Below are 26,555 nucleotides of genomic sequence, written 5' to 3' on the forward strand. Positions count from 1 at the left end.
TGTGAAAGGTGCCTAAATCAATGGCCGGGTATTATACCCGGCCATTACGTATCAACTGTCGGTTTGTGAGTTCTGGCCGAACAGTGCCTCAACCTTTTAATTAAAATATTTTTCGTAATTTACGGGTATCACTGTAGGTTGCCTTATTTAGAAGCTTAAAGGGAGGTTGTCCGTATTTGCAGTATTTTAGGGGGCATTTGCTCTGCACTGAGATTGATGATTGTGTTAAGGAGCATTTATACCTATTTAAGAAAAATTAAGTATTTATGCTGTATTTATACTGGTGGTCGTCATAGCTATTAGTCAGTGATTCTGCCAAGGCTTCACAATTCAGGGAGGGCAAAAGGCCGATATAGATTGCGTGATAAGAAATTTCGACGATCCGGCAGAACAGCACAAATTTGTCGGGTTAAAGTGATAATTTCAGGAGTGTGCGAAAAGTCCCCAGCGGCTGCGTTAGCCATAGTTGCAGGTGAGGCTCATAAAAGGCATTGCAAAAGCTGTAGTCGATAAAAATAACAAAGACAAAAGCGCGGGTGCTTATATCAATGAATTTTCAAATCAGCTATCGACCGATAGGGGGTATTGCGCGGGTATTATTTTATGGGCCGGTTGGTTTTGCGGAGAAAATGGAAGCTGCAGCCCGGCTTGTGGAAAAATACCGCCACAGGGTACCATTACGAGTACTTTTGGACCTGCGCTATGCGCGTTCGAAAGTCACTTTAGAGGAGCAGCGGAAATTTACTACTTACATCGCGGAGCATCCGGTATTGCGACGTGCTTATATAGCTGTGTTGCATCCACGCAGTCGTTGTACATCTCCGCTGGCGACACAGGGGACCTGCCTATGCAGACATAGCTCGCGGGAATTTGTCGCCGAAGCCGAGGCTGAGGCCTGGCTTACCCAAAATAAGGGAGCTGTCAGGCCTGTCGCGCTCTAGTTATTTTAAGCCTGCTGCTGGATCTGTGTGCGCTGGGCTTCAGCCTGGCGTCGGCGCTCTTCTTTTTTCTGCAGACGTTTATTTGAGGTCAGGTCACGGGCATCCTGTCCCATATGTTTTTCGCCCCGTTGTTTGGCCAGTTGAATCTGCCTTTCACGCTCGCGGAAGCGGGCGCGATCGGCATCGCTGACCTTGTCGTGGCAGTGTGGGCAACTGACCCCCTGTTCAAACAGTGGGGACTTCTGGTCTTCCTGAGTGATTGGCATTCGGCAGGCGTTGCACTGGTCGTACTGCCCGCGCTCCAGATCGTGGTTGACAGTAACACGCTCGTCGAAAACAAAGCACTCACCTTCCCATAGGGACTCCTCTTTGGGCACCTCTTCGAGGTACTTCAAGATCCCGCCGTGCAGGTGATACACCTCTTCAAAGCCCTGCTCTTTCATATAGGCTGTGGACTTCTCGCAGCGAATGCCCCCAGTGCAGAACATGGCGACCTTCTTGTGTTTGGTCGGGTCCAGGTTTTCTTTTACGTACCGGGGAAATTCGCGGAAAGTATCGGTTTTTGGGTTGATTGAATCCTTGAAAGTACCGACTTGGAATTCATAGTCATTGCGAGTGTCGACTAAAACGACTTCTGGGTCGCTGATCAGGGCATTCCAGTCCTTGGGTTTGACGTAGGTCCCCACCACGCGGAGAGGATCAATACCCTCCACACCCATAGTTACAATTTCCCTCTTCAGTTTGACCTTGCTGCGAAGGAAAGGCATCTCGCCGGTAAGGGATTCCTTGTATTCCAGTTCAGCTAGACGCTTGTCAGATCTTAGGTGGGCAAGGACAGTGTCTATGCCCGCGCGGGAACCGGCAATAGTGCCGTTAATGCCCTCGCTGGCCAGAAGTAGGGTGCCGCGTACACTGTGTTCCAGCATGACATCCAGTAGGGGGGCGCGCAGAGACTCGAAGTCCTCCAGGGTGACGAACTTATAGAGTGCACATACAACAAATTGATCCATGGTACTTCCTCATTTGCGGGCCGGAGCGTAAATCCGGAGCAGAAAAAATCGCCGCGCATTTTATCGCAAAAAAAACAGCTTGTCGTACATTTAGCAAGCAGTTCATAGCTTGCCCCAACACAGATTTGTGGTTGACCGGGAGGCTGCAAATTGTCAAAGTTCTGGCCGAAATATAAGGGTCACAGCGAGGCGAACCCCATGGGCGAAGAATTTGCACCGAAAGAGTCGGAGTTAAGCCAGGTCTACCGCGAGGGCGAGGTTTCTGTCCAAATTGATATTTATGAGGATGGAGAGGGCGGCTGGCTACTTGAAATCGTCGATGAGAATAATAACTCCACGGTGTGGGAAGACTCATTCGAGACTGAGAAAGAGGCCCTGGATGAGGCGATGGATGCTCTGCGTGAGGAGGGCATTACGGCCTTTATAGGCCCGGTACAGGAGGTAGATGGTCATTGGTGAGTAGTTCTTTTCATACATCACGCGGGAGGCTGCGCCCCGTCTAAAGCCGGCAAACCCACCGGCTTTTGAGGTGCCACCGACTTTTACTGCTATGGTTAAGGTGAGAAGGGAATCGCGACTGTGTGACAGCACACCCAATCACCGCGCCGTCGCGAGGCAACTGTGTAGTCTTTGTCTCCGGCGGTGCTACCTAGCCAGCGGTTACCCTGCCGATGAAACTGCGCTGCGTATTGCCTCTTCTATCTTTGTGCATTCTGCCAGCCTCTGCTGAAACCTTAATTCTTTCCGATAAACAGCTGCTTAATACAGGCCTCAAGGAAGCTCGTCTGATTTCAGAACTACATGGTTACGCCATTGTAGCTGGTCGCTATTGCGTGGACTGTGATGAGAATTTGGCAATTTATATTCATCAGATCCCCCGACAGGAGGAGGGTGGTGGTGAATTGCTGGGCTCGATAGGTTCTGACCGCTATACCTACCCAGGTCGCTATATTGATTACATGACCAAAAAACTGGTAGAGAAAACCCGGATGTTTTATGGCTACTGTTATGAAGGGCAAGCTTCTTTACTGTGGCTTACGGAATACTTCACTGGTGACAAGTGGGTCAAAGCGGAGTATCTGATAGTGCTGGGTGATAATGGACTAGAACATCGCTATAACGAGAACCAGCAGCCGGGTATTTTTAATCTTGAAAATGAAGACTGTCGGGAGTTGAAGGGTATCTTTGCAGAAATGGAGCCTTAGGGATTTTTAAAAAGAATATAAGCCCTTAGGCTCATCTGTGCTTTTAATAGCAAGGTATCGCACAATAAAAAAACCCCGCTGGAGGGCGGGGCCAAAAGGGTCGTTGAAATCAGTTCTGCTTACTTAACAGGTTCGAAAACAATCTTCAGTTTTTTCTTGCCCCAAGCTCGGGCTTTGCGAATATCTTTTTCCATCCACACGTCAATACGGTTGGTAAATCGCTTGTTCATACGGTCACGCACAGTGTAAGTACCGGGCAGACCTTCAATTTGTACTTTGGCACCGTTCGTCAGGCCGTGCTTTTCCAAGTCACGGGATACGGCGATTATTTTGTCGCCTGGGCGCAGGCGGTTGTTCCAGGCGGCAACCCAAGGGTCGCTGTCAGTTTGTCCTGGTACAGAGTTATAGGCGGTTGCATCAACGATCATGGTTTTCTTGATTGCCGCGGACGCGTTGACACTTACACCAATTGCAAGAAGAGCGGCGATGAAAAAAGCTGTATTGCGCAGAGTCTGTTTCATGATGTCCCATTACCTCCAGGAATCAAATGGTCACAAGCCAAGAGGCGCTTGTGAAATTTCCAAGTGTTTTTGGAAATCGTTGATCAATATTTAATCAACGCTGGTTATATTACCGGCGATTTAGGAGGTATCAACTTTTTCTTATTTGATGACAGGATCACCAGCAGAACGGAGGCGGGCATAAAAACTTTGGAATTATTTGTTAAATAAATAGATAAAATAGAAATTTTAAAAGCATAATATGGAAATTTATTACTCTAAAAAAGAATTAAAAAGGTCTTTCAGAGGGAAATAATTTCAATATCAAAAATATACCTGACAGCGATGTCATTCTAAATATTGCTGGGCGGTACGAGGATCGGCTTTCTAATTAGCAGCAAAAAAGTAAAAAATTTCTCTGTAACTATTTGTGACTAGACCTTCAAAACCTTCATATTGGAGAGATATAGGGTTATGAAATGGTGTGACTAATTATTCATATGGCCGGTTCGGGCTTAAAGAGCATTTTTGTCGAAGGCTAAAGAGTAGTTTCGGGGTTCTGACCAATAGGTTCCACCTGCTGACGCAATGTGGCGAGATAGTCAGCATCCTCTTTCAGGTCAGGGAGTTTGTATTGAAGATCTAGTTGTACCGCTTTCTCCAGCCATGCGATAGCTTCTTCCAGATTTCCTTGCCACTCACATACCTGTCCGATATTGAAGTAAGTAATGGCCAGGTTATGCCACTCTTCCTGAGCCGATAGCCCGTTAATAGCACTCTTATAAAGAAGGTAAGCGGTGTTTAGTAGGTGGGCACGTTGGGTTATGGTTTCCTCGCTGGCTGCTTGGCGATGGTAGGTGTGTGCCATAGCTGAGCGCACCCTGGCAGCAGAGTGTGGCAATTCAGCACCGGAGTCCAGGTAATTCAATACAGATTTAAACTGGGCGCGAGCCAGAGGGTAGAGATCAGGGCGGGATTTTGCTCCCAGGGCATTTAACACAATGCCATAGCGATAACGCAGGGCCTGCTGCTGTGCTGGGTAAGGGGATAGTGCGGAGATAGCTTTTTCATAAAGGGGCAGAGCGGCACCGTATTCCCCTTTACGAGCCAGAGTTTCAGCTTCATTCACCCAGGTAACAGCGCCATGGGTGCTGCTGTGCGAGTCGAGCTTCTCGATTTGGGCATGTTGTGTGATCGATATAGCGGGCACTAGTATCGCAAGGGTGAGAAGGGCGCAAAATAGGATCTGAAAACTGAAAAAATTTCTGTGCATAAGGATTTCCGCAATCTGGCCCGGTCGACGGTAACAAGGCCCACTTTCGTAGGCCCCTTACGTCAGTAAATCCCTAGTTCTTGAGTTGTGCCAGGAGTCCTTGCAGAGGGTGGCGCAGGCTGACACCTGCGAAGCGATTGGCTTGGCAGCGACAGGAATAACCGGTGGCTAGTTGGTTGCCCTTGCCGCCACTAAGTTTGGGTGCCCATGACTGCTGGAATATTACTTGCGAGGTATCCTTGTGTGTGGCCTCGTGGCCATAAGTGCCCGCCATTCCGCAGCAGCCGAGACTTTCGGTTTGCAGTTCCAGGCCGAGGGTGGCAAAAACCTCCTGCCAATCCTTCAAAGAAGCGGTGGCGTTGGTTTGTTCACTGCAGTGGGGCAAGAGCTGAAAACTGGCTGGGCGCACCCGCTCGCGTTGTTTGTATAGGTGTTCTTCTTGCTGTGCCAGCCACTCCTGTAAAAGATGGACTTTCGGTGCCTGTTCGCCCAGGAGTTTTTTGTACTCGGAGCGGTAGGTGAGAGTCATGGAGGGGTCTATCCCCACAAGAGGTATGCCACTGTCCGCCAGATTGTTGAGCATCTCGCTATTACCCTCGGCAACCCGTTGAAACTGGCGCAGGAATCCATGCACATGCAAGGGTTTGCCGTTGGCGCGGTAGGGAGCAAGTATCGGTACAAAGTCCAACTGTTTGAGCAGGCGCATGATATCGGCCACCACTTCAGCATCAAAATAACTGGTGAAAGCATCTTGCACGATGATTACCGCCCGGCTGCGCTGGGACGGTCCCAGGGTTTCCAGGCAGGCTTTACTGGCAGTAGGCACGCCGAGTTCACGCACACTGGCTTGCAGAGTTTTCTGCGATAACTGAGGACTATCTACCATGCCGAAAATACGTTCCATTAAGAAGGAAACCGGCTTCAGTTTTAAGGGCCAATTGTAGAGCTGTGGCAGTTTTGCCATATGCGGCATCAGAAATTCCAGTCCGCCGACGGCGTAATCTTTTATCGGACGCAGGTATCGGCTGTAATAGAGTTCGAGAAACTTGCTGCGGAATTCCGGTACATCTACTTTGATTGGGCATTGGCCGACACAGGACTTACATGCGAGGCAGCCTTGCATGGCTTCATTCACTTCGTGGTTGAAGTCGTATTCGCCGCGGGTTTTAGCCAGGGTATTGATGAAGCGTTTGGGCAGGCCGACAAAAAAGGAGCGCTCGCGGTACTTGCGCGCGCTGGCTACGGCATCTACATCGTGCTTGCTTAACAGCCGCAGCCATTCGCGCATTAGAGAGGCGCGCCCCTTGGGAGAGTGGATTCGATTGCGGGTGGCCTTATAGGACGGGCACATCGCTTCATCGGGGTTCCAGTTAAAGCAGGCGCCGTTGCCATTACAGTGCACGCCTTCATCATAGCCCTCCCATACCTGGGCTGGGATCTGTCGGTCGAGTTCTCCGCGGGTGTTTACCGCATCAATTTTCAGCAGGCTGGAGTTGTCATCAGGCGTGGCAATTTTGCCGGGATTAAACTGGTTACGTGGATCGAAAGCGGATTTAATTTTTTGCAGCTCGGGATACAGTTCCCCAAAAAATTCTGGTGCATACTCGGAGCGAATGCCTTTGCCGTGTTCCCCCCAAAGTAGCCCCTTATATTTTTGCGTAAGTGCCACGACCTGGTCGGTGATTGGGCGAATTTGTGCGGCCTGCTGAGGATCTTTCATATCGATAGCTGGACGCACATGTAATACACCGGCATCCACATGACCGAACATGCCATAGTCGAGGTTGGCTTTATCCAATACTGCGCGAAACTCAGCAATAAAATCTGCCAGGTTTTCGGGCGGTACGGCGGTGTCTTCCACGAATGGAATCGGGCGTTTTTCCCCTTGGGCATTACCCAATAGGCCTACCGCTCGTTTGCGCATGGCCCATATCCGGTTGACCTCCGTGTGACCGCGGGCGATGGAATAGCCGAAGCTTTTACCCGGTCGGCCTATGGTCTCATCAATGTGCCCAGTGAATGTTCTTAGTGCATGCTCCAGCTCTTCTTCTGTGCCTGCAGCGTATTCCACCAAGTTGACACCTTTGACTGGGCGATCCTCCGAGGGAAAAAATTCGCTCACGCTGTGCCATACGATATCTTCCATGGCCAGCTGCAGGACCTTACTGTCTACCGTTTCGATAGACATGGGCCCCGCGCGCATCAAATCATTAGCATCGCGCAGTGCTTCCTGGAAGTGATCATACTTCAAGTTGACTAGCGCTACGCACTTGGGGATGGGTAAAAGGTTTAGCTTCGCTTCAGCGATAAAACCGAGGGTCCCCTCGGACCCGCAGAGTACATTATTGAGGTTAAAGCGCTCGCCTTCGCGGATATGGGCCAAGTCATAACCAGTAAGGCAGCGATTGAGCTTGGGGAACCTCTGTTCAATTAATTCGGCTTTTTCCCTGGCGATGTCATCACAGGTTTTGTGTACCTTTGCGGAGCGGCTGTCCTCTTGACATATTTTTTGTAGCTCTGTTTCCTCTATGGAAGAGGAGTGCCACAGCTCCCCCCCCATGAGTACTGTATGCAGCTCGAGCACGTGATCGCGGGTTTTACCGTAAACACAGGAGCCCTGGCCTGAGGCATCGGTATTGATCATGCCGCCGATGGTGGCGCGGTTACTGGTTGATAGCTCAGGTGCAAAAAACAGACCATGGGGTTTCAAGGCGGCATTTAACTGGTCTTTAACTACGCCAGCCTGCACTCGCACCCAGCATTCTTTTGCATTGATTTCCAGGATTTGATTCATATGACGGGAGATATCCACTACCAGTCCGTCAGTGAGTGACTGGCCATTAGTGCCAGTGCCGCCACCTCTAGGAGAGAGCACAATAGAGTGAAACTCTTTCTGATCCGCCAGCGAGGCCAGCAGCTGCAAATCGCGGCTATCACGGGGGTACACCACTGCCTGTGGCAGCACTTGATAGATGGAATTATCGGTGGCTAGGACCGTGCGGCTGGCGTAACTGGGGGTGGTATCGCCGCGGAAACCCGCATCTGTCAGTTCTTGCAAAAACTGCAAATAGAGCGCTTGAACCTCGTCGACTTCGCGCAATGCTGGAATCATGAGCTAATCCGTAATTTCGGGGGAGGTGAAGGCCGCATACAAGACCGGAGTGGAAGGCAGGTAATAACTTAAAGCCTGGCCGCTCGGTAGGAATGCGGCTCTGCATTGTAGCTGCGGTGTGGGTGGGCGCAAGCGGCATAGCGCTAAATCCAGGGTGCCGAAAAAGTTATACAAAGTGGAAGCTTGTATAACTAATTGCCGCAGGCTATAAAAAAGATACATGAAATTTTTCTGCGCACCATAACTATGCATATCCATCTACTGCCTAAGAAAATCCCTGTGGGAATTAGTCGCTGCGCGGTGGGGGACCCGGTGCGTTACAACGGCAGTCACAAGCACAGTAAAGTCTGCACTCAGCTGCTGAGCAATTGCTTCGAGCTCCATTCCTATTGTCCGGAAGTGGCAATTGGCATGGGAGTGCCTCGACCACCTATTCATCTCATTGTGAGTGACCGCCTGCGAGCGGTGGGAAGAGAGGATGCCACCCTGGATGTGACGGAGTCACTGGAGCACTATGCGGATCAGGTAGTACCAGAAGTGGAAAATCTTCGCGGTTTTATTCTGATGCAGAAGTCTCCCAGTTGTGGCATTCGCACCACGCCCCATTACAAGGTGGGTGGAACCGGAGTACTTGCCCATGACTCTGGATTGTTTGCCGCGCGTTTACGCCATCATTTTCCGCATTTGCCGATGGAAGAGGTGGGGCGTCTGAATGCCAGTGATATACGTGAAAATTTCCTCACCCGCGTTTTTGCCTACGATGCCTGGCATCGCTACGTGGCTTCCGACCCCCGCCCGGCTCGCGTGATCGAGTTTTATACCGCTTATAAGTACTTGCTGCTGGCCCATAGCCAGCCACAGACACGTGCACTTGGCCAGTTTGTTTCAAATTCCCGAGCGTTGGAAGCTGAGCGGTTTGCCTATGAAGTGCGGGGAAAAATTATGGAAATTCTTACCAACCAAGCCAGCCGCAAGGATCGAACTAATGCCCTGATGCATAGCCAGGGCCACCTGAAAGGTTATTTGACCAAAGAAGAGCGGGCCGAGTTGGCACATCTTATTGATGAGTACCGCCAGGGGCGCAAACCTTTATCGGCAGTGCTTACTATGCTGCGCCATTATTTACCGCGCAGTCCCCATCATTTTATCCATAGCCAGGTCTTGCTTGCTGCAGAGCCAGCTGAACTTGGTTTGTGTGAGTTTCGTTGATGGTTAGCATGAATGATACAGGTCTCACAGAAGTTGCCTATCTGCCTATTCGAGAAGTGGCACGTCGCACTGGTGTTCAGCCGGTAACATTGAGGGCCTGGGAGCGCCGTTACGGCCTCTTGACTCCGGTCCGTACCAGTAAAGGACATCGTCTCTACAGTGACGAGGAGGTCGGGCGTATCGAAACTATTTTGACGTTCCTAGCGCGTGGCGTGTCTATAGGACAGGTTCGTGCACTATTGGAGCGTGGTGATGGAATAGTATTGCGCGCAGAGGAAAGTATAGAAACCGGGAGCAGTTGGCGTGAGTTACTTGATGAAACTTGTGAGCTGCTTCGAGAGGTTGCTGAGCCTCAGTTACGCCGGCGATTAGATCAGTGGATAACCGGTTTTTCTCCGCAGTTATTATTGGAGTGCTGGTTAAAGCCCTTGAGAGAAAGACTGGATCGGTCGCCTTTACCTGACAGGACGTTGGTTCTTTCCCTTTTTTGGCAGTTGCTACATGAGCAGCTGATAGTGGCCAACGATATTGCCCGAAAAAACCTGTGCAAAGATAACAAACCAGATAAGTGTCGTATTTTTCTCCTGGGGCCTCCGGGTGAGGAACAAAAGGTTTTTACCCTGATGTTTGGCAACGTGCTGCTTGCCAATGGTATCGATGCTTTTGTCTTTAATGGTCAGGTAGGCATGGGCAACTTGGCAGCAATTATGCAAAAGCTGCAGGTGGATGGTGTACTTTGTTATAGCTACCGTGCGTTGCCCAAGCATTTTGTTACTAGGGATTTATCGACTCTGGCCTCAGGGCTTCGGGTGCCTCTATGGCTGGCGGGGGACTATGTTGAGATCCAAATTACTGAGTTGGATGGCATTATGAGACTGCCTTTTTGCTCAATTCTGCCAGGAGCTACCGCTAGTATTATTGCTCAATTACGGGAGCAGCTGAAGTAATGAGCCAACAATTTACCCTGGGGCGCGGTTTGGTTTGGTTGCGCAGTGATCTGCGGTTACATGATAATTCTGCGCTCTACCATGCCAGCAAATGTTGTGAACAGTTGGCAGCGATTTTCATTGCATGCCCCGATAGTTGGAAAAGCCATAATGAAGGTGATGCATTAGTGGCTTTTCGTATGGGCTGCCTTTACGAACTACAGCTCCAGTTGCAAACCAAAAATATCCCCCTGTATTTTCTCGAGGTGCCCACATTTTCTGGAGTTCCCCAGGCACTGCAGAAAATTATCCGACGCCTTAAAATAGACGCGCTATTTGCCAATGCTGAATATCCTCTAAATGAACAGCGCCGGGATAATGCTGTGCAGGAAAAGCTACAGAGAAGTGGTATTCAGGTAAATTATTATAGTGATCGTACGCTCTTTTCTCCGGGGTCAGTGAGGACAGGTAGTGGAGATCCTTACAGGGTTTTTACTCCTTTTAAGCGCGCACTGATAGAACGATGTACAGATAGTGATGTTAAGCCTTTGCCCGCCCCTCGAAAAATACCCCTGACTGATGAGAGAGCACAATGGCCGAGGTCGGTGACCCTGGAGGGGGGCGAAAAACTGAATCAAAAAGTACCTGGTAAGTTATTACATTTTTCAATTGAGGCCTTTAATTCGGGGGTTGTCAATGGCTGGAAGACTGGGGAAAAAGCTGCGCAAAAACGCCTGAAGGCATTTAGTGAAATAGTTAATAAATATCAGGCAGAACGGGATTTTCCTGCCTTGGATAGTACCTCGCGGCTATCGCCCTACTTAAATAGTGGGGCTATCTCAATCCGTCAGTGTGTAGGAATGGCCCTAAAACTCAATGACGGACACTGGTTAGGTGGACAAGATGGTATCGCCTGCTGGATTAGTGAGCTGATCTGGCGGGAGTTTTATACCCATTTATTGGTGGATTTCCCTCGGCTGAGTAAAGGAAAACCATTCAGAGAGGAAACTGATCAAATTCCCTGGTCATATGATAAAGATAGATTTGAGCGTTGGAGCCGAGGTGAAACTGGAGTGCCTATTGTCGACGCGGCTATGCGACAGCTGAACGAAACGGCATGGATGCACAACCGGTTACGTATGATAGTAGCTTCATTTTTAAGCAAAAATATGCTTATCGATTGGCGCTGGGGTGAACGGTATTTTATGCAACGCTTGATTGATGCTGACTTTGCATCTAATAATGGCGGTTGGCAGTGGACGGCATCCACCGGTACTGATGCTGCACCCTATTTCCGTGTATTCAACCCTTATAGTCAATCTCGGAAATTTGATCCCAAAGGTGAGTTTATCCGAAAATTTGTGCCGGAGTTAGCTTCTCTTGATGACAAGGGTATCCATGATCCACCACCTGTTGCAGGTTATCCGCAGGTTATTTGTGATGTGGGAGCTGGACGAAAACGGGCGATTGAGCTTTTTTCGAAATTGAAGTAAAGGCCGCTAACGTGTTTTAGTAAGTATCATGTGCTCCAGTTAATAAGATACGTTCAAAATATTTCATCTTCATCATATGTAGAGATTGATAAGTCTCCATTCATATCAATATTTATGCGAAATACTATTGGATTGCAACATACTTGGCAGTCTTCGGTGTATTGCTGTGGGGTTACAGAGGTGTCGATCAATACCGTAATTGATTCACCACAATATGGGCAATATATTCTCTCTTCAATTAAGGCATTAGGCATGGTCTGTTACCTCGCTAAGTTGGGGTAAATCTTTCATTTATCTTGCCATAAGAAAAGCTTTTTGAACTCGTTGTGCGAATCTATGATTAGGAAATTCGACAATTTGTGTCATGATTACTTATGTGAATATAGCAGAAATTATTTCTTTGCTATAAGGCGGGCTCCCTATTGTAACTACCCTTCCCCCTTTTTGGAGAATTTTTTAATTTATGACGTTGTCGATGTAAAAGGGGATGGCTTAATTAAAACAGGGGAGAGTCTGGCTTTAAACCTGAAAGCAGATTTTGCCATCTTTTAACAGGGCTTTTTCATGTCTAGCCAGCTTTATTGGCTTTAAAAAGAAAGAGAGCTACTTTTTAGATCGTCATTTTCTTCCGATGAATAATAGATTGATACTACAAGTATCTTGTTGCCCTCTAAGACAGTAGCATATATGGTGTGGATTATTGCTTTAGGACTTCTGTATTACTTGACAGATATAAAGGTAGCTTTGAAATTTATGGGCAGCTTAGTTGATTTTGGGTTTGTAGGTCTTTTTATTTCCGCATTCTTGGCTGCAACTATCTTACCTTTAAGTTCAGAGGTTATTTTAAGTGCATTATTATTAAGTGGCCTATCACCAATTTCTTTAATTGCTGTAGCAACTGTTGGGAATGTGGCAGGCTCTCTGACTAATTATGCCTTGGGGTACTGGGCTGGCTTGGGGCTTGCGAAGAAATGGCTTAAGATGACCGAGAATGAATTTGATCAGGCAGAGCAAAGATTTAAGAAGTACGGGGTACTTTCACTTTGCTTTTCCTGGGTTCCAATTATTGGCGATCCATTGACAGTTGTAGCTGGTATTTTACGGGTGCGCTTGTTGTGGTTTTTGATATTAGTAGGCCTGGGTAAGCTGCTTCGATATATAGTTCTTAGCTATATGGTGTTAAAAGTTGTATAGCTATAAGGCCTTGTTATGTTTTCCTCCTGTAATGTCCAGTTTATGGTACTTTAAAGGGTAGCCGTGTTGCCTAATTGGAGTGGCGAGTACCGTAATGCCACTTCTCAAAGAGGTGAAATAGAGGCGAAAAGTAAGATATGTTTTTTGGACTAATTTATTAGAAGTCAAAATTTGTATATGCTCAGTCATTTTTACTTTATAAAACGAAATGCTCAATTGTCTTGCTGTTAAGCCAGTTTTTCAATTTTATTTCCAGTTTTTAATACCTCCGATATAGACCTCGTCGACATGGTAGTATAAGAATGTGCGGTCTCCGCGTTCAAGCTTGTGCATTAACCTATCGATAAAGCTTCTATCAGGTTGTGTGGAGAAGAGAGAGTAAACAAATTGACCTGTTGGGGAATGTAAGCGTGCCTGCCCATTTCTCAACTTATGTCTCCAGTTTTGGCTTGGTAGCTTCAAGAATGTATTGATATCCATTAGCTTTAATCTGTGTTCGGGCGGATTAACCCAATTATAATTTTTCTTGTGGCGAGTGATTTTAAACTGTCTATTTACTTTTGATATAGTTTTCATCTGTTCAGCTAATCCCTCATTCAGCCTGGAGGGAGAGTAGGGTGTTATAGTATCTTTGATAGCGTGGCTAACATCATGTTTGGTTGTACGAAACGTCCTAGCTCTTGTTTGCTTATCTAGGTATTTAACGTTTCACCGGTGATTTTGAACGGATATCAGTCTGATATGTACTTTTTAGAATTGATTATTTCTTGTTTTACATTTTCATTTTTCTTATCACTAAAATGTACTTGACCGATTTTCATCGGCCCACTTATAAATATTGGCATTGGCTGTAAACGAAATTAGGATAAAAAAGAGAAAGGTAATGGAAAATAAAGGGGAGGTCACTGCGGATATTCTCTAGATAACAGATACTTGGTGCTTTTGTATATATTAATGATTGCTATTTTGACCGCATCAATATCGCTTCTGCCATAGCTGCCTCTGCCAATAATCGATTGGAGTTTAACGTTGGAATGGGTGAATTACTTTCGTTAATTATCAATGGTATTTCCGTGCAGCCAAAGACTACAGCATCGCATCCCGCTTCCCCGAACTGCCTTATGATATCCTGAAAATATTGAATGGTGTCTGGTTTAAAAATCCCGTTGACCAGTTCATACATAATTAAGTGGCCGACTTTTTCAATTGTTCTTTGTGGTGGGCGCTGCCAGCTTATATTTGCCGCCTCAATTTTTTCCGGATATACATCACTCTCCACAAGCCACTGGGTCCCAAGTATGCCTAGATTTGTGTAGCCCTTTGACAGTGCTGAATCAACTACACAGTCAACGATATGGAGCCAAGGCAGTGGAGACTTTGAGCTTATATAATTGAATGCTTGATGGATGGTATTGTCAGGGCAAATTAGTAGATCAGCCCCTTGAGCTTTGAGTTTTTTTGCGGAAGAGAGCATCAGGTCGCCGATACCCTCGAAATTATTTGACTCCAGGTACTGTACATAACTTGCCAGGGAGTGGGTGTGCATGGAAACCTCAGGATGGGCGTGTTTCCCAAGATACTTGGCGCTCTCATTGCAAATTGTCTTGTAGCAAAGCGCTGCTCCCTCAGCGGAGAATCCCACAATACCAATGTGCTTTATTTCGTTATTTAGCTTCACTGACTACTTCCTTTGATGTTTGAATAGCCCCCAAACACGCTCTCAATTGCTTATAGGGACAGGGTTTACTGACTCGGCAATAGGAATAGTTATCTTAAACGATTCATCCAGTGGAAAGAATTGTCAGGGATTAGCTTTTCCTTTGGTAATCTCACCAAGTAGAGTGGCTCTCTTTAAGTGTTTTTGGTAGTAAGCAAATGCTTTTGTACTAGAGAATGTGTTTTTGCTGGCCCTAAAAAAATAGGAGTATCAGATCTTCTTTCGCCGTTAATATTATCGGAAGTTCAGAGTTCTGATGTTTTATTGGAAGCTTTCCAATAAATGCTGTTCAAGTGTGTAGGCATATCAATAAGCAGCTGCCAATCGGCTGGCCCATATTTCCATCACCGCCACAATTATTCCTGAGAGCAAAGATGATGAAATCGGTATCTTCTGCTTGTGTCTCTTTAGATTGGGAAGCCCTCTGTAGACTTTTGTGAATTGCAGGAATGTTTCCTGTAGGATGTAACAGCTGGACATTTCCAAGTTAAGCGCACTAATTAAAGTGTCTTTTTGCTCTTTTGGTAAAGACGCGGAGAAGGCTAAACTTGCGATATGTAATAGCGATTTAGCCAGACATCTGTTCATTTGGTCCAAGCTCTTTTTTATTTGTCCCTGAATGTCCAGTTCAGAATGGCAACTGAAAATTATCGGCGATTGTAAACCTAAAAAGGTTATGACAGATCTTCCTAGTCTCGGTTGCAGAAATAGGCGCCAATAGAAAACAGGTTTGTGCACCTTGGTACCAGGTTGACTCTTACCGGGCCTAAAATGAATTTTGCCTATCTGATCAGGTTGCTGCTGAATTATCCAGACCAATTGGTCATATTCAGGTGCTTGATAGCATTATCTGATTACCTGCTTTAACTCCTCCCCTTTAACTCTCTCGCTGGTATCTCTTTGCCGACCAGAACCCACTCCCCGGTCGCAAATCGAGAGAGACGGATACTCACAGAATTTTCTGCGGTAATGCCCCTGCAAAATTCTGCCTAATGCGAAATCAGCCCTGATTTATAGCCATCAATTACCCTGACGGTTGTTACCGTATCGGGCATAAATGGCAGATAAATAGTGAAGAACGTGACAGATTTTACTCCCCGATTCAGCCTGCAAAGTCAGGCTCTGAACAGCGAGGATTCTAATGTATGGGCCGTCAGTGACCGGGCCCATGGCCTGGCTGACAAGGGGGAGGACGTCATATTTCTGTGTGTGGGTGATCCAAACTTCGACACCCCGGAGCCCATACTGGATTTTGCCCGTGCCAGGCTTGGCGTGGGACGTACCCATTACTCTCCCGCCGCGGGGGAGCCTATGTTGCGCCGCGCTATTGCCGATATCGAGAGTAAGGTATCTCAACACCCCTGCAACCCCGATGATGTCGTAGTGTTTCCAGGTGGAACCAACGCTATCTACGCAGTGCTTTCCTGCCTTCTGAATCCTGGTGAGGAGATAGTGATTCCCGAGCCGATGTATATTGGTTATGTGCCAATTTGCGACGGTCTCAGGCTCTCTGTTAAGCGGGTGGCTTGCCCTGCAGAGAAAGATTTTGCTTTCGATGTGGAAGCAATCAAGGCAGCTATTGGTGAAGAGACCCGGGTGGTAATGATCAATACCCCGGTAAACCCCACTGGCGCCATGGCAACCCCAGAGCAGTTACATGAACTGGCGGCATACTGTCGCCAGCGCAATGTCTGGTTGGTGTGCGATGAGATGTATTCCATGATTACGTTCGCTCGCCGTCATACTTCCCTACGCACGGCCGCTGAAGAGCTGGATAACATTGTGGTCATTGACGGCCTATCTAAATCCCATGCCATGAGTGGATGGCGCCTTGGCTGGGCAGTAGCTCGTGGTCCGTTGGTTGATCGGCTGGCGGAGTTTGCAGGTGCTACTATTTTCGGTTGCCCACAGTTTATCCAGGAAGCAGCGGCTTTCGCCCTGGAGTTCGATTCCTATTTCGTCAAACAGATGCGGGATGCTTACGAGCGCCGCCGCGACTTAATTGTCGAACGCATTGGCAAAATACCTGGCCTTAGCTGCTACAGCCCAGAGGCGGGAATGTTTGTTATGGTGAACGTGTCTGAAGTCGCTACCTCTGGGCAGGAGTTTGCCGAGGCCCTGCTGGATGCTGAGCGGGTATCCGTGCTACCTGGCGCACCTTTTGGTGAGAGTGCAGTGAACCATGTTCGCCTTACCCTTGCCGCGGATGAAGCTGAACTGTCCCGAGCGTTGGATCGTATCGAGCAGTTTGTCACCAGTGGAAATCGCCAGGCCGGCTGAGCCGAAGAGCGAAAGAGGTCGCCTCAGACTAAAGTGTTGAGGCGGTGGCTTTTGCCGCTGTGGAGGCTGTAATGTTTCAGCCTTCAGCGAATACCGCTATCCTTGCCCCCTTTCAGATTCAAAAGAAATCAGTTCTGTGAAAATTGACCGGCATAATTTGCGTATTTTGCAGGCGCTGCAAACCAACGCCCGTATTAGCAACCTGAATTTGAGTGAACAGATTGGTCTGTCGGAGAGTGCCTGCCTGGCTCGGGTTAAGCGCCTGACCAGTGAGCGCTACATCCGCGAATTTCTTGCCGAGATTAACTTGGATAAGGTGCGCCATGCAGAGTTTTATGTAAACGTGGCCCTTAAGCGCCAGGATGCGCGTACCAGTGAAAATTTCCGGCGGATTATCAATGACATCCCTCAGATAGTATCCTGTGTGAAGATGTCTGGTGAGTTTGACTATATGTTGCGTTTCGTTTGCCCTGATGCGGCGGACTTCAATCGGGTCTCTGAGCAGCTGCTGGCCAACGAGGAAGCTGCGATCTCACGTATGACCTCGCACTTAGTCATTGAAAAAACCAAACCTTTCACTGGCTATCCCCTGGAGCTGCTGTTTCAGGACTGAGCCAAAACCGCAGGTGGTGGGGCTGAATAGCCCTACCACTGGAGCCAAGGGCTAGATTAGTAGCGATAGAGTTCTATCCAGACACCACCAGCAGGCGACTGCGCCGATCAAGTAGGCAATTGGTGTTGCTATCCAGACTGTTATATTGCCCCTTTCCCACTTCTTTTCAGGCACCTGCTGCCCTGGGATGTATCGTTGATGAAGCAGCCTGAGTATGTGACAAAACCCTATGAATAGAGTGGCAGTGATGGCGACAAACAGTATTTGTCCAGCTTCCACACCCAGGTTAAAACTGAGAAGTGCCAGGGGGATAGAGCTTTGCGGCAGCCCAATATCCGCCAGAGCACCGGCAAAGCCGAGGCCATGCAGCAAACCGAAGGCGAAGGCCACAAGCCATGGCAGGCGCGTTGTCAGGCTGCTGTAACCATGACCCTTGGCCAATATTTCTCGGGCTATAAAGACAATGCTGAGAGCGATGATTACTTCGACAGGGGCTTGTGGCAGGGATAAATGCCCCAGGGTGGTGGCGCCCAGGGTTATGCTGTGAGCTAGGGTGAAACCGGTGAGGGCAAGCAGTAGCTGCTGCCAGCCACTGCAGAGCAACATTAGGGCCAGGACAAACAAGAGGTGATCTATGCCGAGTAGAATGTGTTCCAGGCCGAGCTTGAAATAGGTGCTGGTAACTTGATCATGGGATTCCTTTTTGCCGACAGTAAAGCCAGTGCGCTCGGGCATCAGTCGTTGGAATATTTCATTCCCATCTAGCCAGGCAATCCGTACAAGTACGTCGGTGAGGGTGTGTTCCAGCCCATCAATGGAGATGGGCAGTTGTGAAAGCGCATTGGGGTGATATATCTGCCAGCGCTCTGTATAAAATCCGTTTTGGAAGCCACCACTGGCTGGGCCAAGTACAGTAGAACCCAGGCCCAGATGTACATCCAGAGACAGCCGTAATTCTCCGCGCGCGGGCACTCGCCACATAACATCAAATCGCCGTGAGTCTATCTGTTCAATTTGGAGATAGGCGGATCGTAACTCATGGGCGGTGGTAGGGAGTGAGAGAGCAGCTATACACAGCACTAATAAGTATATTTTTGCCCAGCTTTTATAGTGCATCTTTTTCGTCCTGCTATAGTGTGGCAATTTCAGAGGGATGGGGCGTCAATACGTACTGTGTAATTTTCTCGGTACTGCTGATATTGCTGTTCCAGTTGTGCTTTTCGCCTGTTTAATTGCCAATCACGCAGCACCTGAGTCCGCACTTCTGAAAACTTGGCTGCGCTGCTGGGTTCATAATCATCTACGAAAACCAGGTGCCAGCCATAAGCGGACTTCAGTGGTCCAAACCAGTTTCCCTGCGATGATTTAGTAAGTTGGCTGGAAAAGCCGGGGCCAAATAGCTGATCAATACGCGTGCTGCTCTTATTGTTTATCTGATTGGGCAATAGGCTACTGTCTCCGGCAGAGGCGTCTTCCAGGCCCTGGTTAAGCCGGATGAGGACTTTTTTAATATCCTCCTGGCTATTACTGGTTTGAAAATAGAGTTGTCGGAAGCTGAAGTGGGCTTGGCGCTGGTAGTCTTTCCCATTTTGCTCCATGTATTGCTGCAGCGTGCTTTCCGCCGGCTCAACGTTGTCGGCAATATCCCTGGCGGCAAGTTCTATCTTCATACGTAAACGTCGCCGGATCACGGTGTCATTGTGATCCAGACCGAGGTTCAGCGCCTCACGGTACAATATTTCTTCTCGCACATAAGTTTCCACAAGCTGCTGTACCTCAACAGGAGAGGGTGCCCGTTGCCAGCGACGGGAAAATACTGCGGAAAGGTGCTCAATACGGTCCTCAGTTATGACAATTTTGTTGCGGTCCACCGATTGTTCTTGTACAAGCGTATCAAGGATAAACAGTGCACCGCCGATGATTAACATATGAGTGAGCGGCTCTTTGATTAGTGCTCTCATACTCGGGACCTGTTTGAAGTAACTGGTGGGAATGAAGTGGCGACCGGTAAGTATGGAAGGCGGTAAGTGTTTTGCCAGAAAGAAAAAGCTTTCCCTGCCGGCCAATTTACCAAGGAATGGTGACCTATTAGAAAGAGTGGCGGCTTGGGCCTCATATATACTTGAGGAAGGCTTTCGGGAAGGCTTGCGGTTTTGCGAGCCTTCCTAGACGTTAGATCACCGCTGGTGGAGGGGAGTTGCAGTTGAAATATTTGGGTAGAGTCTATTTAACTCTCAACTTGTTGATTTTTGCGTCTATAGGTCTGGGAGCTCTGTTTAATCCAGAGGCTTTCGCTGCAGCAGTTGGCCTGTCATTCATTTCCCCTGCAGCTGTGCCAGAGTTTCTTGCTACTTATGGTGGCTTTATGCTGGCAATTGCCGTAATTCTCTTAATTGCTCTGGCAATGCGGCCACACCGCCGGGCAGCCTATGCGGCTTTGTCGATTTCTTATATTGGGTTCGCCATGGGTAGACTTTTTGGCATGCTGGCAACCGGCAGCTTTGACGAGCGCAACTTGTTGTTTTTGGCCCTGGAAATATTGATGGTGGTCTGGGGACTTTTCTGTTATCGAGAATCTCGCTGGTTGCCGTTGCAACATGGACACTAAATGAGAGTTTTCCAATTCAAGTTGTACCTCTAAAGCTTTCGCTTATTGATAAATGACTTATTCTTTTCCCATCCAATAATTTTCCTTGTATTAATTATTGCCAAAAAGCCTGGCGAGGGCTTTCAGCCCTGGCCTGCTGTGTCTTTTTTATCAATTGAAAAATTGTTGCGCAGTGGCCCTGTGTGGCCTCTGATTGGTGGGTGAAATGTCACAGTTCCAAAGCTTGGTTGAAGCCTTGGTTATCCTGGTTGCTCTCTGTGCCTCGGCAATCTGGTTGCGTAAGCACCGGGTGATTCTCGAAGAGGAGCAGGGCGTTTTTGGGCGCCTAACGACGGATTTTGCACTGCCCGCAGTCATCCTACTCAGTTTGAGTAAGGTTCCTTTTTCCTCCCAGGCGTTAATACCGGCTGCAATTTTGTTCGTGGTTAGCATCGGTATTATGGTGCCCGCGTGGCTCATCGGAAAAATGATGGGATTAGGTCGCAAGACACTTGGCTCTATTGTATTGGTGGCTGGGTTTGGCGGCTCATCCACCTTGGGACTATCGTTGATCCGGCGGGTTTTTAACAATAATCCACTGGTAATGAGAGATAGTGTACTGATAGGGGAATATGGCGCCTTATTATCCGTGTTTACTTTTGGTGTTGCCGTAGCTATTTACTTCGGCAGGGATGAGGGAAAAAGGGAAAGTCTGTGGGAAGCCTGCAGGCCTTTTTTTACATCGCCAATTTTCATTGCCATGATCCTAGGAACTGTTATTTCTCTTATTAGCTTGCCTCAGGGAAATGTCTTTGTTCAACTATTTGAAGATATTTTGCGAGTTTCGGGTCGGTCCCTGATTGTACTGGTGGCATTCAGTATCGGTTTGGCATTGCGTCCAATTGCGGTGCGTGAACTGGCGGGTCTGATTACTGTTGCTGTGCTTTTGAAGTTAGCGGCAGAGCCTCTTCTTGCCTGGGTTCTGGCGCTGTCTTTTGAGCTGCCACACCTGGAGCGGGAGTTACTGGTTTTACAGTCTGCTATGCCCTCTGGTGCGATTGCTGCTGTCCTGGCTAAACGTTATGGATGTGATGGTGCGGTTGCCTCAGCTATGGTGGTGGCGACAGCCTTTATCAGCTTGGTATCACTGCCACTCACGCTGTATTTGGGAGGATGAGCATTCGGGATCCAGACCTGTGAATATCAGTTGAATGCCACAGGTCCGACCGAACGCCCTATGCGATAATTTTTTCTCCGTCCTCCCTATCTGGAGTTGGTGCCGTCCCATGGGCTTGAGGCAGCTTTTCACCATGGAGCTCCCCGTCTACCGCTTGGCGGAAAACTTTCTTGTAGTCTTTGAATTCAGTACCCATCAACCGGTCCCACCAAGTGAAGTAGAAGCCATAATTACCCTGGAATCGTTGATGGTGAAGGTCGTGGTGGGTGGTTGTAGTCATATTGTCCAGCGGACCATCCACCCAGCTGCGTGGGTGAAATTCGCGGCCGGTATGTAGCATGGAGTTACGGAAAATCATTACAAACAGGAAACTGAGCCAGATAGTTGGGTGTAGGGGTATTGTTAGTGCAATCAGGGGGGAGAAGAGCCCATTAACAAAAATTTCCCCGATTGAAAAACTGTAAGCCGTCCAGGGTGTGGGAGTCCGCGACATATGGTGCAGACGGTGGAAGTGTTTAAACACCCTTGGGTGGTGCATGGCCCTGTGGGTCCAGTAAAAGTAGGCGTCATGTAAAAGGATAACTACAGGCAGGCTGATCAGGTTCCACCACATAGGGTAATCACTCCACTGCCAGTAAAGCTTGGCAATGCCCATATCCTGCAGCAGATTAATAGTGATACCGAAAAGAGTGAAAATACAAACGGTCAGCATTGAGTAGCTGACTTCTCGTCGAATGTCCCCCCAGTTGGCTCGGCGTTCTTGAATTCGGCGCCGGTTCATCCAAGCGCGAAATAGCCAGCCTGCACAGATACTCATTACCGAAGCCGCCAGCACATAGCGAAATAGGGTTAATTTAAAGTGAGTGGCTCCGTAGTGACTCACGTCCATTAGAAAATCCATACTCTCACCATCAATATTGTATTGGAAATGGAGTCGCTGTTTTCCCGGTAGGATTGGGGCAGCGCGTGCGGTGGAGTTTCCAGTCTGGGGACGTTTTTTAATAGAGGCTTGCGGAAAATGAAAAAATGCTGACGGATTCCGAACGGCTGCCCAATCAGGCGGGCAGCTTCTCGCGACGGTACTCGGTGGGAGTCAAATTATGGCGGCGCTTGAAGGCAGCATTAAAGGGGCTGAGTGAGCGGTAGCCGATATCCAGGGCGATAGTCAGTACCGGAAGGTGCGCCTGTTCAGGGTCTGCAAGGCGGGCGCTGGCTTCATCAATACGGAACTGATTTAGATACTCATTAAAATTCCGATAACCGAGATGGCGATTAATCAGGGTGCGCAGCAGGTGTTCGCGAGTATCCAGTTGCTCTGCCAGCTCCCGAATAGTAAGACCCGTGTGACGGTAGCCGCCGTTTTCCATATGCTCCTGCAGTTTTACCAGCTGTGCCTGCTGCTGTTCATCCAGACTTGGCACTGGTTCTGGTGGTGGTGCCTCTTCCTCTGGGGATTCTACTGGTGCTTGTGAAAGGGACTCCCCCAAGGCGCTGGGTGCTAGTGCCAGCAGCCATAAACAAGCTGCCAGCGATAAAAGGCTGGCTAACAGTGCGTGTAGGGTCGGTACACCATTCGGCACAGGTCGGTAAGCAAACAAAGACTCGGCACTGATCACAATAAACATATAAGCGCCAACTACAATTAACAGGATTGCGCGCAGGCGGCGGCGCTCTTCCACAAGGTCGGATTGGAATTGCCCTAACAGTGTCAACACTCCCAAGCCAATCAGGGCGAGGCGCAGGAATTGGGATAGATTAAAGAAAATTTCCTGTGCGTTGGTGCTCACTGAAATTGGTGCGTGATTTGCCATGACGCTGAAGATGATGGAGAGGGAAATCGGGAGCCAGCCCCAATGTGGGAAGGATTCCTCCTCTCGGCATAGCAAATGTGTAAAAAGCCAAAAGGCGGCAGGCACCAGAATCACAGGCATATGAACAAGCATGGCAACGGTGCCACTAAGTGTGGGCAGTGTCGGTAGTAGCAGGTAGCAAATTACGCCTAGCAGGACCAGAATCAGCCACCGACCTGCAGCGAGCTGGTAGTGGTTAATGGATACTTTGGCAGCCGCCAGCAACAGTAAAGCGCAGGCCCCGCCAGAGAAAAATAAATAACCGGCGGTCATGGCTTACCTCCAGCGGTTAGCCCAGGCATCCAGGACTTTGCTGCTATAGCTGTGGCGGCCATAGCTGCCATTGTAATAAGCGAGGGCATTGGCCAAGTTACCCTTGGCTTTCTTAATATAGTGCTTGAGGATTGTGCAGCCATAGCGCAGATTGGTATCCATATCGATCAGGTTGTCATCCGGACGCCCGATTTCCTTTTTCCAGAATGGCATCACCTGCATCATACCCTGGGCACCTACTCGGGATACCGCATAGGGATTGAAGGCGCTCTCGATCTGGATTACGGCGAGGACAATCTCCGGTCGTAGTCCCGCACGCGTCGCTTCGCGGTGCACCGCTTTCAGCACATGCATCCGTCTTTTAGGGTCTTTGATATAGCGGGATAGAGGCTGGGATTTTGACATCAGCCACACCTCTGCATCGAAGCGATCGACAAAACTGTCTGCCTGGCTGATGGCTTCTCTCAGGGCGAGGCGCAACTCGGGATCGACTTCATTGGAGATGCTCTGGGATTGGGCGCCACACCAAGACAAGCATAACCATATTGTGGCGATAGCTTTTTTTATCATGGCTTGGATTTTACGAAATCCTGACAAAATGGGCAGTGCCTTTTTGCGGACCTGTAACGCAAATCTACTTTATCGCGGAGTATTGGCAGGATACCCGGCCCGCTAAGGAGCCGGGATGGCGGGTTGTGGATTAGTGGCTGATTTTATCCAGTAAGACTTCTTCCAGCTGGGAGACAGCAAACTCCTGGCTTTCAGCATCGCCGCGCCCTTTGTACTCCACCACACCTTTTTCCAGGCCGCGGTCGCCGATTACGATACGGTGTGGGATACCGATCAACTCGACATCTGCAAGCATGGCGCCAAGTCGTGCCTTTGGCTCATCCATCAGCAATACATCGATGCCATTGTTGCGCAGGGATTCGTACAGGTGGTCGCACTTCTCCCGCACCACTTCGCTTTTGTGCATATTGATAGGCACGATCGCCAGCTGGAACGGAGCGATTGCATCTGGCCACAGAATGCCGGAATCGTCGTGATTCTGTTCGATCGCTGCCGCTACGATACGGGAAACACCGATGCCGTAACAACCCATCGGCATTACCTGTTCCTTACCGTTTTCGTCGAGTACAGTGGCATTCATTGCGCGGCTGTATTTGTCACCCAGCTGGAAGATATGGCCTACTTCAATGCCGCGTTTGATTTCCAGGGTCCCCTGTCCATCAGGGCTGATATCGCCGGGAACCACATTGCGCAGATCGGCAATACGGCCGAGCTCTACATCGCGACCCCAGTTCACGCCGGTATAGTGGTAATCGTCGCGGTTAGCACCACAGATGAAATCTGCCAAGTGCGCTGCTGATCTATCCACAACCATCTCGATCTTCATGCCCACTGGGCCCAGAGAACCGATATTGCAGCCCAGCTCGTCAGCGATACGTTGCTCTGGTGCGAACTCAAGCGGGCTTGCGATACCGGCCAGCTTTTCCGCTTTTAGTTCATTTAACTCGTGGTCGCCGCGGAGGACCAGCGCGACCAGTGGTGCGGTTTCCCCTTCTTCGCATGCGCCCATCACAATGAGAGTTTTCACCGAGTGGGCAGGGTCGCTCTTCAGGAATTCGCTGACATCGACGATGGTTTTCTGCCCTGGGGTGTGCACTTCCTGCATATCCCCACTGGGTGCGGCACGCTCACCGGCAGGGGCTACAGCTTCAGCCAGCTCTACGTTGGCTGCGTAACGGGACTCTGTGGAGAAGGCGATATCATCTTCACCACTTTGTGCCAGAACGTGGAACTCGTGGGAACTGGAGCCTCCGATAGAGCCGGTATCCGCCAGCACTGGACGGTAGTCCAGGCCAATGCGGTCAAAAATACGACAATAGGCATTGTGCATTATGTCGTAGGTTTCCTGCAGGGAGTCCGCATCGATATGGAAGGAGTAGGCGTCTTTCATGGTGAACTCGCGTGCGCGCATTACACCAAAACGGGGGCGAATTTCGTCGCGGAATTTGGTTTGTACCTGGTAGAAACTCGCCGGTAGTTGTTTATAGCTGTTGATCTCGTTGCGGATCAAATCGGTGATCACTTCTTCGTGGGTTGGGCCCAGGCAGAAGTGATTATTGTGGCGGTCCTGGATTCGCAGCAGCTCAGGGCCATACTGCTGCCAGCGGCCGGATTCTTCCCAAAGCTCTGCCGGTTGTACCACGGGCATTAGTACTTCCAGTGCTCCGGCTCGGTCCATTTCCTCGCGTACAATACGCTCCACCTTACGCAGCACGCGCAATCCTGTGGGTAACCAGGTGTACAGGCCGGATGACAGGCGACGGATCATACCCGCGCGCAACATTAGTTGATGGCTAATTACCACCGCGTCGTTTGGGGTTTCTTTTTGGGTTGCAATGAGATAACGGGATGCGCGCATAGGAATCTGTTGGGCTCAATTATCAGTAAGCTGGCTATTTTACGCTATTCATCGCGCAATAAATATTGCCGCTTGGTTCTGGTCTGGTTATTAAGATTGGGGGGCAGTGAGCTCTAACTGGCTCATATCCTATGTAAGCCAAATTAAGTAGGAAAGGGCGTTTTCCGAGTACATCAGTAAAAAACCCCGCATGAGCGGGGTTTTTTACTGAGGAAGAGGGATGTCTTAGGACTCCGCCATTTCTTTCAGCTTCTTCAGCGGACGAACTTTCACCTGAATGCTGGCCGGCTTGGCCTTAAAGGTGGTCTCTTCACCAGTGAACGGGTTGATGCCCTTGCGAGCCTTCTTGGCCGGCTTCTTCACGGTGGTGATTTTCATCAGGCCAGGCAGAGCGAACTCGCCAATAGCGCGCTTCTTGATGTGACCTTCGATGATATCGCTCAGCTCATCCAGAACAGACTGAACCTGTTTGCGGGACAGCTCAGTGTTTTCCGCAATTTGGTTCAGGACCTGGGTTTTAGTGTACTTTTCCTTGATTGCCTTTACTTTTTTGGCCGGTGCGGCTTTCTTAGCTGGAGCCTTTTTGGCAGCAGCTGTTTTAGTAGCAGCTTTCCTGGTAACAGCCATGGCTTACTTCCTTCTTTTGTTGTTTGGTATGTATCCGGTAAAAGTGTGTTTGGTCTCCCGCTGCGCTGCATCCAAAAAACGGCGGTCTCAGCGGGTGATGGAGGGAAGTATATATAGTTTTTGTTCGGCCGCACGGGGAA

General features: G+C 49.0%; 24 protein-coding genes. 11 read left to right on the top strand and 13 right to left on the bottom strand.

Going from position 1 to position 26,555, the window contains the following annotated elements; all coding sequences use genetic code 11:
• The first annotated feature begins 548 nt into the window (after nucleotides 1–548).
• On the top strand, nucleotides 549–941 hold the full coding sequence (locus ACJJI7_RS10060; RefSeq protein WP_020411924.1) for a hypothetical protein: 393 nt from the start codon (nucleotides 549–551) through the stop codon (nucleotides 939–941).
• A 5-nt stretch (nucleotides 942–946) separates the two neighbouring features.
• On the opposite strand, the gene trhO is transcribed toward ACJJI7_RS10060, so the two are convergent.
• A complete protein-coding gene (gene trhO, locus ACJJI7_RS10065) occupies nucleotides 947–1,951 on the bottom strand; it encodes an oxygen-dependent tRNA uridine(34) hydroxylase TrhO (RefSeq protein WP_020411925.1) in 1,005 nt (334 codons plus the stop codon).
• A 198-nt stretch (nucleotides 1,952–2,149) separates the two neighbouring features.
• Between trhO and ACJJI7_RS10070 the strand changes: the two genes are divergently transcribed.
• On the top strand, nucleotides 2,150–2,410 hold the full coding sequence (locus ACJJI7_RS10070; RefSeq protein WP_020411926.1) for a hypothetical protein: 261 nt from the start codon (nucleotides 2,150–2,152) through the stop codon (nucleotides 2,408–2,410).
• A gap of 212 nt (nucleotides 2,411–2,622) precedes the next feature.
• The gene (locus tag ACJJI7_RS10075; RefSeq protein WP_020411927.1) at nucleotides 2,623–3,156 is read left to right on the top strand and encodes a hypothetical protein; all 534 of its coding nucleotides are present in this window, start codon (nucleotides 2,623–2,625) and stop codon (nucleotides 3,154–3,156) included.
• Nucleotides 3,157–3,275: 119 nt separating this feature from the next.
• On the opposite strand, the gene ACJJI7_RS10080 is transcribed toward ACJJI7_RS10075, so the two are convergent.
• The 3 genes from ACJJI7_RS10080 to ydiJ all read right to left on the bottom strand — a co-directional run bounded on the left by ACJJI7_RS10080 (nucleotide 3,276) and on the right by ydiJ (nucleotide 8,041).
• Complete coding sequence (locus ACJJI7_RS10080; protein WP_020411928.1) at nucleotides 3,276–3,677, bottom strand: 3D domain-containing protein; 402 nt, start codon at nucleotides 3,675–3,677, stop codon at nucleotides 3,276–3,278.
• Nucleotides 3,678–4,194: 517 nt separating this feature from the next.
• The gene (locus ACJJI7_RS10085) at nucleotides 4,195–4,929 is read right to left on the bottom strand and encodes a tetratricopeptide repeat protein (protein ID WP_353376982.1); all 735 of its coding nucleotides are present in this window, start codon (nucleotides 4,927–4,929) and stop codon (nucleotides 4,195–4,197) included.
• Nucleotides 4,930–5,002: 73 nt separating this feature from the next.
• Nucleotides 5,003–8,041 (bottom strand): D-2-hydroxyglutarate dehydrogenase YdiJ, encoded by a 3,039-nt coding sequence (gene ydiJ, locus ACJJI7_RS10090; RefSeq protein ID WP_444902239.1) that lies wholly within the window; start codon nucleotides 8,039–8,041, stop codon nucleotides 5,003–5,005.
• 279 nt (nucleotides 8,042–8,320) lie between these two features.
• Between ydiJ and ACJJI7_RS10095 the strand changes: the two genes are divergently transcribed.
• The 3 genes from ACJJI7_RS10095 to ACJJI7_RS10105 are packed head-to-tail and all read left to right on the top strand — an operon-like array spanning nucleotide 8,321 to nucleotide 11,669.
• Complete coding sequence (locus tag ACJJI7_RS10095; protein ID WP_444902238.1) at nucleotides 8,321–9,250, top strand: YbgA family protein; 930 nt, start codon at nucleotides 8,321–8,323, stop codon at nucleotides 9,248–9,250.
• Nucleotides 9,250–10,197: a MerR family transcriptional regulator gene (locus ACJJI7_RS10100; protein WP_475717122.1), complete on the top strand. Its 948-nt coding sequence runs from the start codon at nucleotides 9,250–9,252 to the stop codon at nucleotides 10,195–10,197. Before ACJJI7_RS10095 ends, ACJJI7_RS10100 begins: the two co-directional genes overlap by 1 nt.
• Nucleotides 10,197–11,669, top strand: a complete 1,473-nt coding sequence (locus ACJJI7_RS10105) for a cryptochrome/photolyase family protein (protein ID WP_444902237.1) — start codon at nucleotides 10,197–10,199, stop codon at nucleotides 11,667–11,669. The genes ACJJI7_RS10100 and ACJJI7_RS10105 overlap by 1 nt, the downstream gene beginning before the upstream one ends.
• A gap of 53 nt (nucleotides 11,670–11,722) precedes the next feature.
• On the opposite strand, the gene ACJJI7_RS10110 is transcribed toward ACJJI7_RS10105, so the two are convergent.
• Complete coding sequence (locus ACJJI7_RS10110; RefSeq protein ID WP_083922672.1) at nucleotides 11,723–11,923, bottom strand: CPXCG motif-containing cysteine-rich protein; 201 nt, start codon at nucleotides 11,921–11,923, stop codon at nucleotides 11,723–11,725.
• 469 nt (nucleotides 11,924–12,392) lie between these two features.
• Here ACJJI7_RS10110 and ACJJI7_RS10115 point away from each other — a divergent pair, with 469 nt between their 5' ends.
• Nucleotides 12,393–12,863, top strand: a complete 471-nt coding sequence (locus tag ACJJI7_RS10115; RefSeq protein ID WP_475717123.1) for a YqaA family protein — start codon at nucleotides 12,393–12,395, stop codon at nucleotides 12,861–12,863.
• Between the two features lie 961 nt (nucleotides 12,864–13,824).
• Here the strand turns inward: ACJJI7_RS10115 and ACJJI7_RS10120 are convergent.
• Entirely contained in the window at nucleotides 13,825–14,541 is a 717-nt protein-coding gene (locus ACJJI7_RS10120) for an aspartate/glutamate racemase family protein (RefSeq protein ID WP_444902236.1), read from the bottom strand.
• A 1,110-nt stretch (nucleotides 14,542–15,651) separates the two neighbouring features.
• Between ACJJI7_RS10120 and ACJJI7_RS10125 the strand changes: the two genes are divergently transcribed.
• Nucleotides 15,652–16,860: a pyridoxal phosphate-dependent aminotransferase gene (locus ACJJI7_RS10125; RefSeq protein ID WP_245556655.1), complete on the top strand. Its 1,209-nt coding sequence runs from the start codon at nucleotides 15,652–15,654 to the stop codon at nucleotides 16,858–16,860.
• Nucleotides 16,861–16,996: 136 nt separating this feature from the next.
• Nucleotides 16,997–17,473, top strand: coding sequence for an Lrp/AsnC family transcriptional regulator (locus ACJJI7_RS10130; RefSeq protein ID WP_020411942.1), 477 nt, complete (start codon nucleotides 16,997–16,999; stop codon nucleotides 17,471–17,473).
• Between the two features lie 51 nt (nucleotides 17,474–17,524).
• On the opposite strand, the gene ACJJI7_RS10135 is transcribed toward ACJJI7_RS10130, so the two are convergent.
• Nucleotides 17,525–18,454 (bottom strand): HupE/UreJ family protein, encoded by a 930-nt coding sequence (locus tag ACJJI7_RS10135; RefSeq protein ID WP_282951639.1) that lies wholly within the window; start codon nucleotides 18,452–18,454, stop codon nucleotides 17,525–17,527.
• 164 nt (nucleotides 18,455–18,618) lie between these two features.
• Nucleotides 18,619–19,434, bottom strand: coding sequence for a peptidylprolyl isomerase (locus ACJJI7_RS10140; protein WP_444902235.1), 816 nt, complete (start codon nucleotides 19,432–19,434; stop codon nucleotides 18,619–18,621).
• Nucleotides 19,435–19,676: 242 nt separating this feature from the next.
• On the opposite strand from ACJJI7_RS10140, the gene ACJJI7_RS10145 reads away from it, so the two are divergent.
• Both ACJJI7_RS10145 and ACJJI7_RS10150 read left to right on the top strand, forming a co-directional pair.
• Nucleotides 19,677–20,081: a DUF4345 family protein gene (locus tag ACJJI7_RS10145; protein WP_169337095.1), complete on the top strand. Its 405-nt coding sequence runs from the start codon at nucleotides 19,677–19,679 to the stop codon at nucleotides 20,079–20,081.
• 205 nt (nucleotides 20,082–20,286) lie between these two features.
• Nucleotides 20,287–21,237 carry an AEC family transporter gene (locus tag ACJJI7_RS10150; RefSeq protein WP_020411947.1) on the top strand — a complete coding sequence of 317 codons (951 nt, stop codon included), beginning with the start codon at nucleotides 20,287–20,289 and terminating at the stop codon, nucleotides 21,235–21,237.
• 58 nt (nucleotides 21,238–21,295) lie between these two features.
• Here the strand turns inward: ACJJI7_RS10150 and ACJJI7_RS10155 are convergent, their stop codons facing one another.
• The 5 genes from ACJJI7_RS10155 to ACJJI7_RS10175 all read right to left on the bottom strand — a co-directional run bounded on the left by ACJJI7_RS10155 (nucleotide 21,296) and on the right by ACJJI7_RS10175 (nucleotide 26,415).
• Complete coding sequence (locus ACJJI7_RS10155) at nucleotides 21,296–22,138, bottom strand: sterol desaturase family protein (protein WP_020411948.1); 843 nt, start codon at nucleotides 22,136–22,138, stop codon at nucleotides 21,296–21,298.
• A 154-nt stretch (nucleotides 22,139–22,292) separates the two neighbouring features.
• Nucleotides 22,293–23,360, bottom strand: coding sequence for a helix-turn-helix transcriptional regulator (locus ACJJI7_RS10160; protein WP_444902234.1), 1,068 nt, complete (start codon nucleotides 23,358–23,360; stop codon nucleotides 22,293–22,295).
• Between the two features lie 3 nt (nucleotides 23,361–23,363).
• The gene (locus ACJJI7_RS10165; protein ID WP_282951635.1) at nucleotides 23,364–23,930 is read right to left on the bottom strand and encodes a lytic transglycosylase domain-containing protein; all 567 of its coding nucleotides are present in this window, start codon (nucleotides 23,928–23,930) and stop codon (nucleotides 23,364–23,366) included.
• A 130-nt stretch (nucleotides 23,931–24,060) separates the two neighbouring features.
• A complete protein-coding gene (locus tag ACJJI7_RS10170; protein ID WP_282951634.1) occupies nucleotides 24,061–25,788 on the bottom strand; it encodes a proline--tRNA ligase in 1,728 nt (575 codons plus the stop codon).
• A 225-nt stretch (nucleotides 25,789–26,013) separates the two neighbouring features.
• Nucleotides 26,014–26,415, bottom strand: coding sequence for an HU family DNA-binding protein (locus ACJJI7_RS10175; protein WP_020411952.1), 402 nt, complete (start codon nucleotides 26,413–26,415; stop codon nucleotides 26,014–26,016).
• Nucleotides 26,416–26,555: the final 140 nt, after the last annotated feature.

This window comes from Microbulbifer variabilis, assembly GCF_056232115.1.